General features: G+C 61.8%; 16 protein-coding genes and 1 pseudogene. 10 read left to right on the top strand and 7 right to left on the bottom strand.

Annotation, left to right across the window (positions count from 1 at the left end; genetic code table 11):
* Positions 1-30: 30 nt before the first annotated feature.
* Positions 31-828 carry a helix-turn-helix transcriptional regulator gene (locus tag P7C00_RS20865; protein ID WP_346635041.1) on the bottom strand — a complete coding sequence of 266 codons (798 nt, stop codon included), beginning with the start codon at positions 826-828 and terminating at the stop codon, positions 31-33.
* Positions 829-913: 85 nt separating this feature from the next.
* On the opposite strand from P7C00_RS20865, the gene P7C00_RS20870 reads away from it, so the two are divergent.
* From P7C00_RS20870 to P7C00_RS20895, 6 genes and pseudogenes are all read left to right on the top strand, one after another.
* A complete protein-coding gene (locus P7C00_RS20870) occupies positions 914-1,912 on the top strand; it encodes a bile acid:sodium symporter family protein (protein ID WP_346635042.1) in 999 nt (332 codons plus the stop codon).
* Positions 1,913-2,016: 104 nt separating this feature from the next.
* Positions 2,017-3,045, top strand: coding sequence for a hypothetical protein (locus P7C00_RS20875; protein WP_404937280.1), 1,029 nt, complete (start codon positions 2,017-2,019; stop codon positions 3,043-3,045).
* Positions 3,046-3,232: 187 nt separating this feature from the next.
* Positions 3,233-4,258: a hypothetical protein gene (locus tag P7C00_RS20880; RefSeq protein WP_404937281.1), complete on the top strand. Its 1,026-nt coding sequence runs from the start codon at positions 3,233-3,235 to the stop codon at positions 4,256-4,258.
* Positions 4,259-4,298: 40 nt separating this feature from the next.
* The gene (locus P7C00_RS20885) at positions 4,299-4,982 is read left to right on the top strand and encodes a hypothetical protein (RefSeq protein ID WP_346635045.1); all 684 of its coding nucleotides are present in this window, start codon (positions 4,299-4,301) and stop codon (positions 4,980-4,982) included.
* 93 nt (positions 4,983-5,075) lie between these two features.
* A complete protein-coding gene (locus P7C00_RS20890) occupies positions 5,076-5,798 on the top strand; it encodes a CPBP family intramembrane glutamic endopeptidase (protein ID WP_404937282.1) in 723 nt (240 codons plus the stop codon).
* 156 nt (positions 5,799-5,954) lie between these two features.
* Positions 5,955-6,047 (top strand): annotated as a pseudogene (locus P7C00_RS20895) (LysE family translocator); the annotation flags it as partial.
* Positions 6,048-6,056: 9 nt separating this feature from the next.
* On the opposite strand, the gene P7C00_RS20900 reads toward P7C00_RS20895, so the two are convergent.
* On the bottom strand, positions 6,057-6,935 hold the full coding sequence (locus P7C00_RS20900) for a putrescine utilization regulator PtrR (protein WP_110652865.1): 879 nt from the start codon (positions 6,933-6,935) through the stop codon (positions 6,057-6,059).
* A gap of 100 nt (positions 6,936-7,035) precedes the next feature.
* Here P7C00_RS20900 and P7C00_RS20905 point away from each other — a divergent pair, with 100 nt between their 5' ends.
* The 3 genes from P7C00_RS20905 (at position 7,036) to P7C00_RS20915 (ending at position 11,374) form a co-directional block, all read left to right on the top strand.
* Positions 7,036-8,427, top strand: a complete 1,392-nt coding sequence (locus tag P7C00_RS20905; RefSeq protein ID WP_346635047.1) for an aldehyde dehydrogenase family protein — start codon at positions 7,036-7,038, stop codon at positions 8,425-8,427.
* A gap of 262 nt (positions 8,428-8,689) precedes the next feature.
* Positions 8,690-8,938, top strand: coding sequence for an Arc family DNA-binding protein (locus P7C00_RS20910; RefSeq protein WP_346635048.1), 249 nt, complete (start codon positions 8,690-8,692; stop codon positions 8,936-8,938).
* Positions 8,939-9,289: 351 nt separating this feature from the next.
* The gene (locus P7C00_RS20915; RefSeq protein ID WP_404940060.1) at positions 9,290-11,374 is read left to right on the top strand and encodes a TonB-dependent siderophore receptor; all 2,085 of its coding nucleotides are present in this window, start codon (positions 9,290-9,292) and stop codon (positions 11,372-11,374) included.
* A gap of 187 nt (positions 11,375-11,561) precedes the next feature.
* Here the strand turns inward: P7C00_RS20915 and P7C00_RS20920 are convergent, their stop codons facing one another.
* The 5 genes from P7C00_RS20920 to P7C00_RS20940 all read right to left on the bottom strand — a co-directional run bounded on the left by P7C00_RS20920 (position 11,562) and on the right by P7C00_RS20940 (position 14,725).
* Positions 11,562-11,846: a DNA-binding transcriptional regulator gene (locus tag P7C00_RS20920; RefSeq protein ID WP_015636246.1), complete on the bottom strand. Its 285-nt coding sequence runs from the start codon at positions 11,844-11,846 to the stop codon at positions 11,562-11,564.
* A complete protein-coding gene (locus P7C00_RS20925) occupies positions 11,836-12,153 on the bottom strand; it encodes a hypothetical protein (protein WP_047288019.1) in 318 nt (105 codons plus the stop codon). The genes P7C00_RS20920 and P7C00_RS20925 overlap by 11 nt, the downstream gene beginning before the upstream one ends.
* 347 nt (positions 12,154-12,500) lie before the next feature.
* On the bottom strand, positions 12,501-12,983 hold the full coding sequence (locus tag P7C00_RS20930) for a DUF4265 domain-containing protein (protein ID WP_258610961.1): 483 nt from the start codon (positions 12,981-12,983) through the stop codon (positions 12,501-12,503).
* 87 nt (positions 12,984-13,070) lie between these two features.
* Positions 13,071-13,757, bottom strand: a complete 687-nt coding sequence (locus tag P7C00_RS20935; protein WP_404937283.1) for a hypothetical protein — start codon at positions 13,755-13,757, stop codon at positions 13,071-13,073.
* Positions 13,757-14,725 carry a hypothetical protein gene (locus P7C00_RS20940; protein WP_404937284.1) on the bottom strand — a complete coding sequence of 323 codons (969 nt, stop codon included), beginning with the start codon at positions 14,723-14,725 and terminating at the stop codon, positions 13,757-13,759. Before P7C00_RS20940 ends, P7C00_RS20935 begins: the two co-directional genes overlap by 1 nt.
* 402 nt (positions 14,726-15,127) lie before the next feature.
* Between P7C00_RS20940 and P7C00_RS20945 the strand changes: the two genes are divergently transcribed.
* A complete protein-coding gene (locus P7C00_RS20945) occupies positions 15,128-15,511 on the top strand; it encodes a nucleotide pyrophosphohydrolase (protein ID WP_210711569.1) in 384 nt (127 codons plus the stop codon).
* Positions 15,512-15,530: the final 19 nt, after the last annotated feature.

Here is a 15,530-nt window from a genome sequence, read left to right on the forward strand (position 1 = left end):
GCAGTGGCAACAGGCGTCGGCGGCGAGACGTCATAGATCGCGGAAGAATTCCCCCGGCGTGGCATCGAACTGCTGGCGAAACGCGGCGATAAAGGCCGAGGTCGAGTCATAGCCACAAGCCAGGGCCACATCCGTGACCCGCTCGCCCTGTTCCAGCGGGGTCAGGGCGCCGAGCAGACGCAGACGCTGGCGCCAGGCACGAAAGGTCAAGCCAGTGTCCTTGAGAAACAACCGGCTGAGGGTCTTCTCCGTCACCCCCAGTTTCTGGCTCCACTGGCCCAGGGTGGTCTGCTGTTCCGGGTGCGCCTGCAGGCTGCGGTAGATCGCGCGCAAGCGCACGTCGTGAGGCAGCGGCAGCATCAGGTCCAGTTGCGGCGCGGCCGCCAGCTGATCCAGCAGCACCTGGGCCAGGCGCCCGTCGGCGCTGTCCTCGACATATTCCACCGGCAACTCGCTGAAGGCGCGGATCAACTCCCGCAGCAGGCTGCTGACCGCCAGCACCTGGCAATTGTCGGTGGCCGCCCAGGCGGTGACGCTGCAGTCCAGGTACAGGCTGCGCATCTCGGTACGCGGCGAGCTGAACACCCGGTGCGGCACCCCGGCGGGAATCCATACCGCCCGTTGCGGCGGCGCGATAAAGCGCCCGCCGCTGGTGTGAATTTCCAGCACCCCCTGGATCGCATAGGACAATTGCACCCAGGGATGGCTGTGGCGCCGGGTCAGGGCCCGATTGGGCAAGGATTCGGTGCGCCCGTACACCGGCCGGGGCAAGCTCGGCAGCCCGGGAATACTGCGCCGGACGATCTTTTCATGTCCTTTAGGCGGCATTAACTGGCTCCTTGGCGTTAGTCGGTAAATTCCAGCCACGTTAGAGTCGCCCCATCGCTCTTGGCAACCCCCGGATGATCCCGCTATGACTCGCTCGCGTCTTTTGCCCGACAACTTCACCCTGACCCTGATCGGCGTGGTCCTGCTGGCCAGCTTCCTGCCAGCCAGTGGCCAGGTAGCGGTGGGTTTCGGCTGGCTGACCAATATCGCCATCGGCCTGTTGTTCTTCCTCCACGGCGCCAAGCTGTCGCGCGATGCGATCATCGCCGGGGCCGGCCACTGGCGCCTGCACCTGTTGGTGTTCAGCCTGACCTTCGTGCTCTTCCCGCTGCTGGGCCTGGCGCTCAAACCGCTGTTGTCGCCGCTGGTGGGCAATGAGCTGTACATGGGCATGCTGTATCTGTGCGCTCTGCCGGCCACGGTGCAATCGGCCATCGCCTTCACCTCTCTGGCCCGGGGCAATATCCCGGCGGCCATCTGCAGCGCTGCGGCGTCGAGCCTGTTCGGGATCTTCCTCACCCCGCTCTTGGTGACCCTGCTGCTGAACGTGCACGGCGACGGCGGCTCGACCCTGGACGCGATCCTCAAGATCAGCGTGCAATTGCTGCTGCCATTCATCGCCGGACAGATCGCCCGGCGCTGGATCGGCGCCTGGGTCGGGCGCAACAAGCACTGGCTGCGCTTCGTCGACCAGGGCTCGATCCTGCTGGTGGTCTACGGCGCCTTCAGCGAGGCGGTGAATGAAGGCATCTGGCAGCAGATCCCGCTGTGGGAACTGGGCGGGCTGCTGGTGGCCTGCTGCATCCTCCTGGCCCTGGTGCTGCTGGCGTCGAGCTTTCTCGGCAAGCTGTTCGGCTTCGACCAGGAAGACCGCATCACCATCCTCTTCTGCGGCTCGAAAAAGAGCCTGGCCACCGGCGTGCCCATGGCCCAGGTACTGTTCGCCGGCAGCACCATGGGCGTGCTGATTCTGCCCTTGATGCTGTTCCACCAGATCCAGCTGATGGTTTGCGCGGTGCTGGCCCAGCGCTACGCCAAGCGCCCGGAATCGGTGGCCGAGCTGATGGGCCAGGTCGACCCGTAACGCTTCCGGCAAGGCGGCCCGGCATCTGGCCGGGCCTGCGCGCAGATGGCGATGAAGCGTGCGCAATGGCATGATGCCGCGGCGAAAATCATCAAGGACCGCTGATGTTTCCCCATCGAATTCAAGCCCCCAGCCAGGCCGACCTGGAACTGCAGGTTAGCGCCCGCCTGGAGGCCGATGACCAGGCCCAGGTCATCGTCCAGTTCGCCAAGGCCGAACAGTACGACGGCGAACTGCTGAGTCAGCTCGACACGCTCTGCGCCCGTTTCGGTGAACGCCTCAAGGTACGTTTCTATAGCCATTATCCGGGCAGCGCGTTCGATGCCCGGGTGTTGCTGGCCCTGCCCCATGTGCAGTCTCTGAGCCTGGACTGCCTCGACACCCTGGATCACTACGAGGCCATCGGCCGCCTGCCCCTGCTTCGGGAGTTTGCCCTGCAGGTGATCAGCGCCGACCTGCCTGAACTGCTCAGCATGCCCAACCTGGAGCAACTGCACAGCCTGCGGCTGTCCATGGACAAAGGCCCGGCGCTTGAACTTGCGCCCATTGGCTGGATGCCCGAGTTGCACAGCCTGAGCATCAGCGTGCAGAGCCATCAGCTGGATGTGCTGAGCCAGTGCCCGAGCATCAGGCACCTGAGCCTGCATCGCCTGCCGGCCAAGACCACCCTGGGCATGGTGGCCGGCATGGCCGGGCTGCGCAGCCTGGCGCTGAGTTTCGGCAGCCGCGAGAGCATGCCGGAGTTGCGCAACCCCCAGGTCACGGACCTGGAGATCCTGCGGGTGCGCGGCCTCCACCAACTGCAACTGGATGGCTTTCCTCAGCTTGAGGTGCTGAAGATCGAGGACCAGGCGCAACTGCGCCGGCTGGATCTCGCCGGGCTGGCGCGGCTGCACCAGCTGAGCCTGATCAACCTCAAGAGCCTGGGGGAACTCAGCGGCCTGAAAACCTCGAACATCGCTGATCTGCGCATCATCAAGGCCCCACAGATGGATCTGCTGACACTGATCGACAGCCAGCTACCGCCCAGCGTGCAGCACCTCAAGCTCATCAGTGGCAAACGCGCCGTGGACAAACAGCTCGAAGCCCGGCAACAGCAACTGGGCATTCCTGAACCCCGCGGCCCGTTCTGACCGCCGCCCTCTCGTAGGAGCGAGCTTGCTCGCGAAGCACCTCAACGATAATCCGCACTCACCGCGAGCCTGCGCAGTGCTTGCCACCATCGCAAGCACGTCAGCCCCGGCGGCCCGTTGGCTATCGGCGTTACGCCAAGCCCAGAGTGATGGCATGATGCCGCGCGACAATCATCAAGGACCGCTGATGTTTCCCCATCGAATCAAAGCACCGACCCAGGCCGACCTGCGCCTGCAAGTCGGTGCCCGGCTGGAGGCCGATCCACGGGCCCGAGTCATCGTTCAGTGGCACAGCGTCGAGCAATACGATTACCCACTGCTGAAACAGACCGATGCCCTCTGCGCGCGTTATGGCGAGCGCCTCACCGTGCGTTTCTACAACCACTATTCGAGCAGAAGTTTTGATGGCCGGACCTTGCTCGCCCTGCCCAACGTCCACTCGCTGAGCCTGGACGGCCTCGAAACCCTGGAACATTTCCAGGCCATTGGCAGCCTGCACCAGCTCAGGGATTTTACCCTGGAAGTCTTCCGTGCCGATCTGCCCGGGCTTCTGGCCCTGCCCAACCTCGAACACCTGCACAGCCTGCGGCTCTGCCTGGACCAGGGCCCAACCATCGATCTGGCGCCGATTGCCCGCATGCCCGAGTTGCAGAGCCTGCACATCAGCCCGCAGAGCCATGACCTGGAGATTCTGAGCCAGTGTCCGAGCATCAATACCCTGAGCCTGCATCGCCTGCCGGCCAACACCCCCCTGGGGATGGTCGCCGGCATGAGCGGCCTGCGCAGTCTGTCGGTGGCGTTCAGCAGCCGTGAGCAGATGCCCGAGCTGCACAGTCCCTACGTCAGGGAGCTGGAGATCATGCGGGTGCGTGGCCTCAACCGCCTGGACCTGGACGGCTTTCCACAGCTTGACGTGCTGAAGATCGAGGACCAGGCGCAATTGAGCCGGCTGGACCTTGGCGGGGCACCGCAGTTGCGCAAGCTGAGCCTGATCAACCTCAAGACCCTGGGGGAAATCAGCGGCCTGAAAACCTCGAACATCGCTGACCTGCGCATCATCAAGGCTCCTCAGCTGGATGCACTGACACTGATCGACAGCCAACTGCCGCCCAGCGTGCAGCACCTCAAGCTACTCAGTGGCAAACACACCCTGGACAAACAGCTCGAAGCCCGACAACTGCAACTGGGCATCCCACGGCCCGTTGGGCATTAATCTGACCGCTCCACCTTTTCGGACCTGATAAGGAGATCCCATGTCCTTTGTTCCCCGCTTTACCGAACTGCTGCTGACGCACCTGCAACAGGAAGAACGCCAGCGCATTCTCAAATCGATTGTTGTCAGCGTCGCTCCGGAACTGTGGCTGAGCCTGGAATCGGCGGCATTGCTGGACATCAATCGCGAGCACTTCGGCCTCGGCGGCCAGTTCGATGAACGCGAAGACTACCGCCCCAGCCACATCAGCGCTCCTCGCTGCAACGTCCCCCGCTGGCTGATCGCCGCCGAGCGACGCAAGGTGGATATCTGGATCGAGGACAGCTACAGCGAAGAGGCCTCAACCGCCATCGAATTCAAGGTGGTGCACAACAACAAGAACGCCCACTCCAAGATCCGGGAGATCCGCAAGGATCTGGTCAAGCAGATCCCCCACACCACGCCTGACGACCATATCGAACGCTGGGGCATCGTGCTGCTGACTTACTCACAGTTCTACGTGGACCAGAAAGGCGGCTACACCTACGGCAACTTCGAAAGTTGTAAGGCCTTTCACCATGCCTTCAAGTACGGTCTGAGCAGTGGAGAGGAGCGCTACAAGGGCGCACCCGAACTGGAACTGGTGATGGAACCGACCAAGGTTGCCGATCTGGAAGGCGCCCATTACATCGAACCGGGGAAAGAAGCCGGGGTGTATCTGGCACTGGTCAGGTGCAAAGGCTGAAGGCTCTTTGCAAGGGCCACCTGAAAGCAGTTCCTGGTGGTCGCCAATGGTGGCACTATGCCGCCCCGCTTATCGCACATTCATGGAGTGACTGTGACTCATCTGTTTTCCCCGCCTGGGGCCTGCGCCCCCGAGCGTTCTACCTACCGGTTCTTTCCTAGGCTCGGACTATTCATTCTGGCTGCCCTGCTGTTCTTCCTGGCTGGAATACCCGGCATCCTGCTGGTGCCGGCAGAGATGCAGAACCACCTGATGATCGTCATCAGCAGTGGTTCCGCCGCACTCGTCCTGTCCATCCTGTTCGTCATCCAGTACCGCTCTGACCCGGCCGCTGTATGGCGCGGGCGAACATTCAGCCAGCCATTAAAAGTTGGCGCGCTGGCCCTCATCGCACTCTATGCACTGTTTGGCATCGTCATCGCAGTTTTGCATCTGCCTCAAGAAGCCTTCATGAACGACTTGCTGGCCGGGCTTAGCCCTTGGCAAACCTTGATCAAAATCGCCTCACTGCTGATGCTGCCGCCGATTGCCGAGGAACTGTTTTTCCGCCACTACCTGCTGCGGCTATTTCCATATGAGAACAGCCAGGTCTGGAAATGGATTGCCATCATCGTGACCTCGGCCATTTTCGCCGGGCTCCACCTCCAGTACGGCAACTGGACGTCAGTTGCCCTGATCTTTTTGAGTGGCTGTGTGTTCGCTGTCACGCGAATTGTCAGTGGAGGACTATTGGTCCCCATGCTGCTGCACCTGCTGTTGGAGATCATCGGGTTGAGCACCGATTGGGCATTCAAACTGGCAGGTCTCTACGGCTGATCGGCGGTTCAATCAGGGCGAACACACGGGTTCGCCCAGCAGGCTCGGCCACTGCCCAAAAACTATTGAACAAGCGCAACGGGTCGAGCGCGTGGCCTGTTAACGTGCCTGCACCCTCACCTTGAAGCCTGCCTCATGTCGATCACTGAGAGTCTCCTGGCCTTCGGCCAGGGGGCCTTGATTGCGGTGTCGGAGCTGGCCTTCAACCTGTTGAAGTACTGCGGCGCCGCGTACCTGGCGTGGCTGGGGCCCCGCCATTCACCCCTCGGCGAGCACCGCCCCCCGCTCCTCCAGCAGCTTCACAAAACTGCTCAAACTCTGGGACACGGTACCGCGCCGCCAGACCAGCCAGGTGCGCAGGAAGCGAAAGCGCGGGGACAGCGGCCAGACGCTGACCGTGGCGCAGCCGGGCATGCTTTCCAGCATGCTGCGGGGCATCAGCGCCAGTCCGGCACCGGCGCTGACGCAGGCCAGCATGCCGTGGTAGGACTCCATTTCGTGGATCTTGCCCGGCACCGCGGCGTCCTGGGTGAACCAGCTTTCGAAGTGATGGCGGTAGGAGCAGTTGGCGCGAAAGGCGTAGATGCTTTCGCCATTGACCTCCCGCGCCCGGGTGATGGGCGCATGCCCCAGGGGCGCGATCAGCACCATTTCTTCCTCGAACACCGGCAGCCCTTCCAGGGCCGGGTGGCGCACCGGGCCGTCGACGAAGGCCGCCACCAGACGGCCGGAGAGCACGCCTTCGATCATGGTCCCCGAGGGGCCGGTGGACAGGTCCAGCTCGACCTTGGCGTATTGCTGGTTGTAGGCCGCCAGCAGCGCCGGGATGCGCACCGCCGCCGTGCTTTCCAGGGAACCCAGGGCAAACGGGCCCTGGGGTTCCTCGCCGGCCACGGTCAGGCGCGCTTCGGCCACCAGATCGAGAATGCGCCGGGCGTAGTCGAGGAAGTTCCACCCGGCAGGCGATAGGCGCAGACGGCTCTTCTCGCGGATAAACAGCTCCACCCCCAGGTCCTGCTCCAGTTGCTTGATCCTTGTGGTCAGGTTCGACGGCACCCGGTGGATCAGTTGCGCCGCGGCGCTGATGCTGCCCTGTTCGGCAACTGCCTTGAAAATCTCCAGCTGGACCAGATCCACTTCATTCTCCAAACGTGAACGACTTGCTTAATATTATTCAGTTTTCAGCAAAGATCCAGCACCGTAACCTGCCGTCATTCCCACCCAGCAGGACGGTGCCATGAGCCTTGTTTCCAGCCAGACCCACGCCTTGTCGATCAACCCCGCCACTGGCGAGCAGATCGGCGCCTACCCCTACCAGTCCGAGGCCGAGCTGGACGCTGCGCTGAGCCGCGCTGCCGAAGGCTTTGCTCAGTGGAAACGCCAGAGTGTCGCCGCCCGCGCTACTCACCTGAACGCCCTGGCCCAGGCCTTGCGGGACAACAGCGAGGCCATGGCACGCATGATCAGCCTGGAAATGGGCAAGCCCCTGCCCCAGGCCCGCGGCGAAATCGAGAAGTGCGCCCAGCTGTGCCTGTGGTACGCCGAGCACGGCCCGGCCATGCTGGCCCCGGAAGCGACCCTGGTGGAAAACGACAAGGCGCGCATCGAGTACCGCCCCCTGGGCCCGCTCCTTGCGGTGATGCCGTGGAACTTCCCGATCTGGCAAGTGCTGCGTGGCGCAGTGCCGGCACTGCTGGCGGGCAACACCTATGTGCTCAAGCACGCACCGAACGTCATGGGCAGCGCTTACCTGCTGCTGCAAGCGCTGCAGCGCGCCGGCTTCCCTGAAGGCGTGTTCGAGGTGCTCAACGTCACCCCGGACGGCGTGTCCCGCGCCATCGCCGACCGCCGCATCGCCGCCGTGACCCTCACCGGCAGCGTGCGCGCCGGCATCGCCATCGGCGCCCAGGCGGGCGCCGCGCTGAAGAAATGCGTACTGGAACTGGGCGGTTCCGATCCCTTTATCGTGCTCAACGACGCTGATCTGGACGAAGCGGTGAAGGCCGCGGTGATCGGCCGCTACCAGAACACCGGCCAGGTCTGCGCCGCCGCCAAGCGCCTGATCATCGAACAAGGGGTGGTCGCGGAGTTCACCCGCAAATTCGTCGAAGCCACTCGCGCCCTGGTGCTGGGCGACCCACTGGCGAGCGACACCTACATCGGCCCCATGGCCCGCTTCGACCTGCGCGATGAGCTGGACCAGCAAGTCCAGGCAACCCTGGGCGAAGGCGCCACTCTGCTACTGGGCGGCGGCAAGGTCGAAGGCACCGGCAACTATTACCAACCGACAGTGCTGGCGGACGTCACCGAGCAGATGACCGCCTTCAAGCAGGAACTGTTCGGCCCGGTGGCCGCCATCATCAGCGCCCGCGATGCCCAACACGCCCTGGAACTGGCCAACGACAGCGAATTCGGCCTCACCGCAACGATCTTCACCCAGGACCTGGAACGGGCCCGGCAGATGACCGACGAGCTGGAAACCGGCGGCGTGTTCATCAACGGCTACAGCGCCAGCGACCCCCGGGTGACCTTCGGCGGGGTGAAGAAAAGCGGCTTCGGCCGCGAGCTGTCGCACTTCGGCGTGCGCGAGTTCTGCAATGCGCAGACGGTGTGGCTGGATCGACGTTGAGGTCGGGCACGGGGCTTCAGCCATCGGCCAGCCCCTGATGCAAACGAACCTTCACCTGTGGCGAGAGGGCAGGCGCCCTCTCCCCCACCTGTTGATTTCATGGCATGGCTTTATGGGCGCAAAGCCCAGATTCGGCTCAGCGAGCCGCCCATCCTGCTCAGCAAAACTAAGCCTGATCCTGCTGTTTTTTCAGAATTTTCTTGAAGCCCCCCTACCCCGATCTTTCTATGATGTTTCTTTTTGATATCACCTGAGGTCCGGCATGTGCGCCCCCGTTCAAAAGTTCATCGTTCGCCTGCCTGGTGAGCTTCACCTGCAAGTCAAGCGCATCGCCAAGCAGGAAAACCGCAGCATGAACCACGAAATCGTCAACCGCCTGGAAAAGTCCCTGACTGTCACCGACGCCCGCCCCCTGGACGAAAAACTCATCACTATCCTGCTGAACAAGATTGAGTCCCTGGAACAGCAGATTGAATCCCTGCAAATGAACACCCCTGAGCCTGACCAGTAACGCCATTCCTGTTCACCTATCAGAGCCGCCCCCTCGGCAACCTGAGCTGATTCCTCTCCTGCCTTTACCCCCACGCCGCACCTTGTATGATGGCGCCTGCCCGACAGCACCCAGCGGCAACCGCCAGGCCCTTGCCTGATGCCTGCAGGGCTCCCGCGCTGTTCCTCACACACTCAGGTCGACGATCGTAGCCTTCTCAGGAACCTCCCCCGGCTTCTGCCATGGGACAGCGTCGCCTTCTAGGATTGTTCATGAGCCGGATTCACCCGACGCCCCCCCACACGCGCCTGCTCCAAAGGATTGCCTTTCAATCGCCTGACCCTGGGCCTGCTGCTGGCCGGCAGCCACGCCGTGACCAACGCCAGCGGCACCCAGTTGCCGACCCAGACGGTCAGTGGCGAAGCGCAGTACGGCTATCGCGCCGACAGCGCCTCGGTGGGCGGCTTCAGCGAAACACCGCTGCTGGACACCCCGGCCTCCATCAGCGTGATCAACGAAGAGCTGATCAAGGACCAACAGGCGCGGCTGCTCAGCGAGGTGCTGAAGAACGACGCCTCGGTGGGCCAGAGCTACGCGCCGGTGGGCTACTACGAAAACTTCGAGGTGCGCGGCTTTTCCCTGAACGCCGCCAGCAGCTACAAGATCAACAACCGCACCGTCACTGGCGAACAAAGCGTCGCCCTGGAAAACAAGCAGCGGGTGGAATTGCTCAAGGGCCTTTCCGGCCTGCAAAGCGGAGTCAGCGAGCCGGGTGGCTTGATCAACTACGTGACCAAGCGGCCCACGGATATCCGCTCGGTCACCGTCTCCACCGACGATCGCGGCAGCGGTTACCTGGCCACCGACGTGGGCGGCTGGTTTGGCAGCGAACAGCAGTTCGGCCTGCGCGCCAACCTGGCCCATGAAGACCTGCACTCCTATGTCGAGCACACCAACGGCCAGCGCGACTTCGCCTCCCTGGCCTTCGACTGGAACATCAGCCCCGATGCCCTGCTGCAACTGGACATCGAATACCAGAACAAGCAACAGCGCTCGGCCCCGGGCTATCAACTGCTGGGCGGCGCCAGCCTGCCCCACCACGCCTCGCCGAAAAAACTCCTGGGACACCAGAGCGGGTCAAAGCCGGTGACCAACGAATCGCTGAACATCGGCGGCAACTTCGAGTACCGCTTCAACGACGACTGGAAGGGCAACCTCAGCGCGTCCCGCAGCAAGGTGGTGATCGATGACTACAGTTCGTTTGCCTGGGGCGGCTGCACCACCGGCTGCATCAATGCCAACGGCAACTACTTCAGCCCCGAAGACAACTACGATATCTACGACTTCCGCAGCCCCGACGACACCCGGCGCAACGATGAAGTCCAGGCAGTGCTCAATGGTCGTTTCGACACCGCAGGCCTGGGCCATGAGTTGAGCGTGGGGACCAGTGCGTTTCGCCGTGTGGTGGACCGGCGCGAGTCCATCAATCAATGGATTGGCACGGGCAATATCCAGAGCGAGCCGGAGAACTTCAAGCGCTACGACGGCGCCCTCAACGACACCCATAAACGCCTCGACAGCCGCCAATACGGCCTGTTCCTCAGTGACCGCATCAGCTTCAACGAACGGTGGCAGACCGTCCTCGGCGGGCGCGAAGTGCGCCTCGACGAAGAGAGCTTCGACAAGGACGGCGTGCGCGATCGCCACACCCAGCGCTATGTCTTCCTGCCTCAGGCGGCGTTGATCTACAAACCGATCAACGACATTTCGTTGTACACCCAATACGGCAAGGGCTTGTCCTTGGGTGGCCAGGCCCCCTGGTTCGCCACCAACAGTGGAGCCACCCTGGCCCCCACCGTCTCGCGCCAAATCGAAACCGGGATCAAATACGACTGGCAACGCATGAGTTTTACCGCCGCGCTGTTCCAGATGCGCCAGGCCTACCAGTACTCGCGCCCCGATGCCTCCGGCGGTTTCACCTACGTCCAGCAGGGCCAGCAAAAGAACACCGGCCTGGAGCTCTCCGCCAACGGCTGGGCCACCCAGCGCCTGCAGATTGCCGCCAGCGTCGCGGCGATCCGCTCCCGGGTCGAGGGCACCGGCACCCCGGCCTACGAAGGCCATCAAACCCTCAACGTCCCACGCCTGCGAGCCAGCCTCCAAGGCGACTACGCCCTACCCTGGCTCGACGGCCTGGCATTGCTGGGCGGCATGCAATACAGCGGCAGCAAATACGCCGACCGCCAGGGCAACGTCGCCACCGGCGCCTACGCCATATTCAACATCGGCAGCCGCTACAGCACCCGAATTGATGGCTACGACACTGTGTTTCGCCTGACCGTGGACAACCTGTTCGACAAGCGCTACTGGCGCGACACCGGGGAATACATGGGCGACGACTACCTGTTCCAGGGCGCGCCGCTGACGGCGCGGTTGAGTGCTTCGGTGAGTTTCTGAGGCAGCGCCAACCGCCTAGCGAGAATACGCCTCTCAAGTTAGCCCCTGTATTGTAGGAGCCGGCTTGCCGGCGAAGGCGGTCTCAAGGACACCCTCGCTGGCAAACCAGTGACTATGCGAATCTGTCAGGCATGCACAAAAAAGCCGGTCATCAAGACCGGCTTGTCAGCGCCTGGTCCGCTCGCCATCAAACCGGCTGCAAAGCCCGCAAGGCTTCAGGGTACTGGCTGGCCACACGCAGCAGCGTTTGAGCCGCGCCTGTCGGCTGGCGCCGGCCTTGCTCCCAATCCTGCAGTGTACGCAGGCTGACCCCCAACAGCGTGGCGAACGCACTCTGAGAGAGCCCCACCTTAGCCCGGGCCTCTGCCGCCCCAGACAGTTTTACCACCGTTGCACGCGCCGCCTTGCCGGCTTTCATCTGGCCCACCGAAGTCAGCAAATCCTTCTGAAACTGCTGCAGTTCATGGTCCATGACTGATTCCCTCTTTCAATTGATTCAGAAAGCCGATGGGCAGATTGTCTAACTTCGCCTTGGTGTAGACGATCAACAACCAAATAAGACCTTCCGAAAGCAGGTTGTAGTAGATGACTCGTGTGCCGCCGCGCTTGCCGATGCCACTGCAAGACCAGCGCACCTTGCGCAGCCCTCCGGTACCGGGGATGACGTCTCCAACCCATGGGTCTGCGACCAACCAGGTGATGAACTCCAAGCGCTCGGTGTCATTCCAGATCGGCTCGGCGTAGCGCTTGAAGACCTCTGTTTCGATAACGGTATACATGGCTCCACCATCTACGGCAAGGCCGTACAGACGAACAGACAGGCATTCGTCCGACACAACCTGCTGGCGCTGGAAAAACCAATACTCCTGCCGCAACCAGGCATCGCAAGGGGTGGACGTTTGATCTACTCATCACCGAGGGTGGCCGCAATCATCGAGGGCAGCCACTGCTTACCGAAAATACAGATTTGCCTTACAGGCTCGGAGCCGGTTTACCGGCGAAGGTGTCCTCAAGAGAGCAGTGGTAAGCCAAGGTGCATCACTCTGTAATGACTCGAAGCTGCCAACCTGCTTGATCGGTTACTTGGTCGGTTACTTGGTCGCTCTGGCGGCAGCCCCAAGGAGGATCACACGTCCAACCACCAGTTCAACAGCGTCTCGTCCTCATCGTCGTCGAGGTTTTTATAGACATTGGCGTAGTACCACTCGATCCCGGTTTGCTCGCGGAAGCGATCGAACACCGCATTGATACGGTCCATGCCATTCCTTGCAGGAACAGCGAATGACAGGTTCCCCTCGAACAGCCCATCCAGGGTTCCGCCCAGCTCACCAGCGACCTCGTTTTCAAGCGCACTGATCACCGTAGGATCAATGTAATCGGCATAGATCTGAATGCAGAAATTCCCGCCCCGTTTCAGCACTTGCGCCGGCGCATCGGGATTGCGGATTGAAACGATATCGCCCCGCGCCAGGTTCTGTGCCAGCCCCGGTGAAGACAGCAACTCGTAGGTATCCTCATCGATGCGCCGCGCCAGCAACTCCTCGCGAACGGCGCCATCGTCATCGGCCATGTACACCTGAATCAGCACAGGGGATTGCTTGTCATCCATACGATGGCTCCACCACTTCCAGGTTCAACACCAGACTCATCTAATCCACCAGCCGCCACGTCCCCAAAGGGCGCAAACGAACGGGCCTCAAGGCAACGGCGCAAAGCTCCCACCGCCCTCATTCCACCGAAACCCCGGAAACGTGCAGTCCTTGAAAGCAATCCGCAGTTGCTCCCCCTCACCCTGCAACTGCAAGGTATCCACTCCCTGATTCGGACAGCCCGGTGCCGCGATCGCCAGGCTCACCAGCAACTTGCCGGTGGTCTTGTCCATCACCTCTACCGTCGTGATTCGCCGATCATTGCCCGGCATCGGCACCTGGAAATACCAGCGTTTGGTGGAAGCACTCTGCAACAGCGTGGTGACCGGCTGCGGCCACGAGCGATCCGAATCCACCAGCCCCACCAGCTTCAGCGCAATGGGCAAGGACTTGCCCGTGCGATAACTGGTCCAGGTGCCGCGCACCTGCTCCTGCTGGCGGGAGTTCATCAAGTCATTGAACTGCAGACGCGCCACCGGCAAGCCCTGCTCGTCCAGCTCATCCATGGCCAGCGTCTTGTTGCTGTAGCTGAAGGTCGGCTTGAGGCGGATCGGCGTGCGATAGCGCTGATAGGCATAGGTGCCCTGGTAGACCGCATTCTGGCTACCCAGGGTCAAGACAATCGCCTGCTTGCCCAAGGTCCCCTCATACACCCCGTGGGACGCCTGCGCCGGCAACAGCCACAGCGCCAACACCAGCACCACCAGCCCCCGAGCAAAATCAAACCCACGCATCAGAAACGCTCCTCGCCCGACGACAGATATTCCAGACGCTCAGGGGTGATCACCCGGTAATAATCCCAACGCCGAGTGCGCTTGTCGTAGTTGATGAAGTCCTGCTTGCTGAACTCCATCTGCCCACTGGGGGAAAAGCGCAGATCACCGTCCACCGCGAACTGCTCCAACTGCGGATGACGCCGATAGGTCCGCAGATCCCGGCTGTACAGGTAGTACTGCGTGGGCGAGCACCACACCCGGCCATCCGCCTCCCCCACGCGATAGCCCTGGACCTGAAAATCCATCCGCGCCTCGGCATGAAAATGCCCGAAGGTCAGCGTCCTGGTGCCCACGGACGACAGACACCACTGCCCGCCAATCTCCTGCACCCGCTTACCGGTGGCCCGGCTGATCACCCGGATACTGTCCACCTGCGCCACCTCCTCCCCGGCCTTGCGCGCGGCATGCACACTGAAATAGAAATCCCGATCGAACACCGGCTGCAACAACTCCCCCTCAAACGCCTCCCGCTGACTGCCACCAAAACGCGTCACCCGCTGCATCTGCAACGGCTGCTGCGTGCCCGTGCGCAAATCCACCAGACTGCCCTGCAGCGCCTCTGCCCCCTCGGCGAACGGCTGCAACGACACCGCCGTCGCCGGCAGGATCGGGTTGTCCATGATGTTGATCAAGAGCGCGGAGCCGGGATGGAAAGGCGTGGATTCCAACGCCATGGGCAGGCGCTCGGACTCGGAAAACCAATAGCCGGACATACCGCCGCCGTATTGGGAATCGTAGGTGAGCGCCAGTTCAACCGGGGTGTCGCCGAGGATGCCGCGGTAGGTGGTCGTGGGGTTGGCTTGGGCGGTGGGAGTGAAGAGCCCGAGGCCGAGCAACAGCGCTGGGGTCAGGCGCAAAAGTAGGTGTGGCAGGTAACGCTGTTGGCCAGCCCTTGTTTGTGAACTGCTGCCAATGGGCTGGGTCATGCCTGCGTTCCTTGCGGTGGGAAAAAGGGGCGCAGGATAGCAAAGGTTATGACGTCAGCCCCAGAGTGGGTTTGTTCTCATGCTGTTAAAACCTTTACGAGTTAGATAGCGCTCTATTCAAACAGCGCAACCATCTTTTTAGCCAAAACCTTCTGGAAGCACTGTCCCACTTGGTGTTGCTTGCTCTAAAAAACATATGCATTTCGAAGGTAAAAAAGTTGTGTCAGCGGCGCTGACATGTGTTGAGCCTTTACCAAGGTTGTCTCAAGAAGCTCCGAGCTGAAATTCAACGATTACTGGCAAAAAAACTCACTCAAAAATCGAAACCCCCTACAATCGGCCTACCCATTTCTGACACAGCTCTCAGTCGCGCCAGCTGTAGTCAAGCTACGAGGCAGGATTGTGAACACTGTAGTTACCCCCACCGAAGCACTAATCGACACCCATCGCCTTGCATCTGCTCTACAACGCTTCGCAGACGATCGCGATTGGCAGCAGTTCCACTCCCCCAAAAACCTGCTCCTAGCCCTCACGGGTGAAACCGGAGAGCTCTGCGAAATTTTCCAGTGGATGAGCGAAGCCGACGCCAAGGACGCAGCCAAGCGTCCAGAAACCGCTCAAGCCGTGAAAGATGAATTGGCCGACGTACTCATGTACCTCGTGCGACTAAGCACGGTGCTGGGCGTCGATCTAAACGAGGCGGTGACAAACAAACTCGCGTTGAACGGCCAGAAGTACCCCGTCGACAAAGCCAAAAGCACCAGCAAGAAGTACGACCAACTCTGACCCCTTGGGCTCTAAGGAC

The organism is Pseudomonas sp. JDS08PS003, from assembly GCF_045013505.1.
In the GTDB taxonomy this organism is placed as follows: Bacteria; Pseudomonadota; Gammaproteobacteria; order Pseudomonadales; family Pseudomonadaceae; genus Aquipseudomonas; species Aquipseudomonas protegens_B.

Bases quoted from the DNA above. Each gene is read 5' to 3' on its own strand.
- P7C00_RS20905 (WP_346635047.1), top strand. From the start codon at position 7,036: ATGAGCCTTGTTTCCAGCCAGACCCACGCCTTGTCGATCAACCCCGCC.
- P7C00_RS20870 (WP_346635042.1), top strand. From the start codon at position 914: ATGACTCGCTCGCGTCTTTTGCCCGACAACTTCACCCTGACCCTGATC.
- P7C00_RS20875 (WP_404937280.1), top strand. From the start codon at position 2,017: ATGTTTCCCCATCGAATTCAAGCCCCCAGCCAGGCCGACCTGGAACTG.
- P7C00_RS20865 (WP_346635041.1), bottom strand. From the start codon at position 828: ATGCCGCCTAAAGGACATGAAAAGATCGTCCGGCGCAGTATTCCCGGG.
- P7C00_RS20885 (WP_346635045.1), top strand. From the start codon at position 4,299: ATGTCCTTTGTTCCCCGCTTTACCGAACTGCTGCTGACGCACCTGCAA.
- P7C00_RS20920 (WP_015636246.1), bottom strand. From the start codon at position 11,846: ATGGACCATGAACTGCAGCAGTTTCAGAAGGATTTGCTGACTTCGGTG.
- P7C00_RS20935 (WP_404937283.1), bottom strand. From the start codon at position 13,757: ATGCGTGGGTTTGATTTTGCTCGGGGGCTGGTGGTGCTGGTGTTGGCG.
- P7C00_RS20940 (WP_404937284.1), bottom strand. From the start codon at position 14,725: ATGACCCAGCCCATTGGCAGCAGTTCACAAACAAGGGCTGGCCAACAG.
- P7C00_RS20880 (WP_404937281.1), top strand. From the start codon at position 3,233: ATGTTTCCCCATCGAATCAAAGCACCGACCCAGGCCGACCTGCGCCTG.
- P7C00_RS20930 (WP_258610961.1), bottom strand. From the start codon at position 12,983: ATGGATGACAAGCAATCCCCTGTGCTGATTCAGGTGTACATGGCCGAT.
- P7C00_RS20925 (WP_047288019.1), bottom strand. From the start codon at position 12,153: ATGTATACCGTTATCGAAACAGAGGTCTTCAAGCGCTACGCCGAGCCG.
- P7C00_RS20910 (WP_346635048.1), top strand. From the start codon at position 8,690: ATGTGCGCCCCCGTTCAAAAGTTCATCGTTCGCCTGCCTGGTGAGCTT.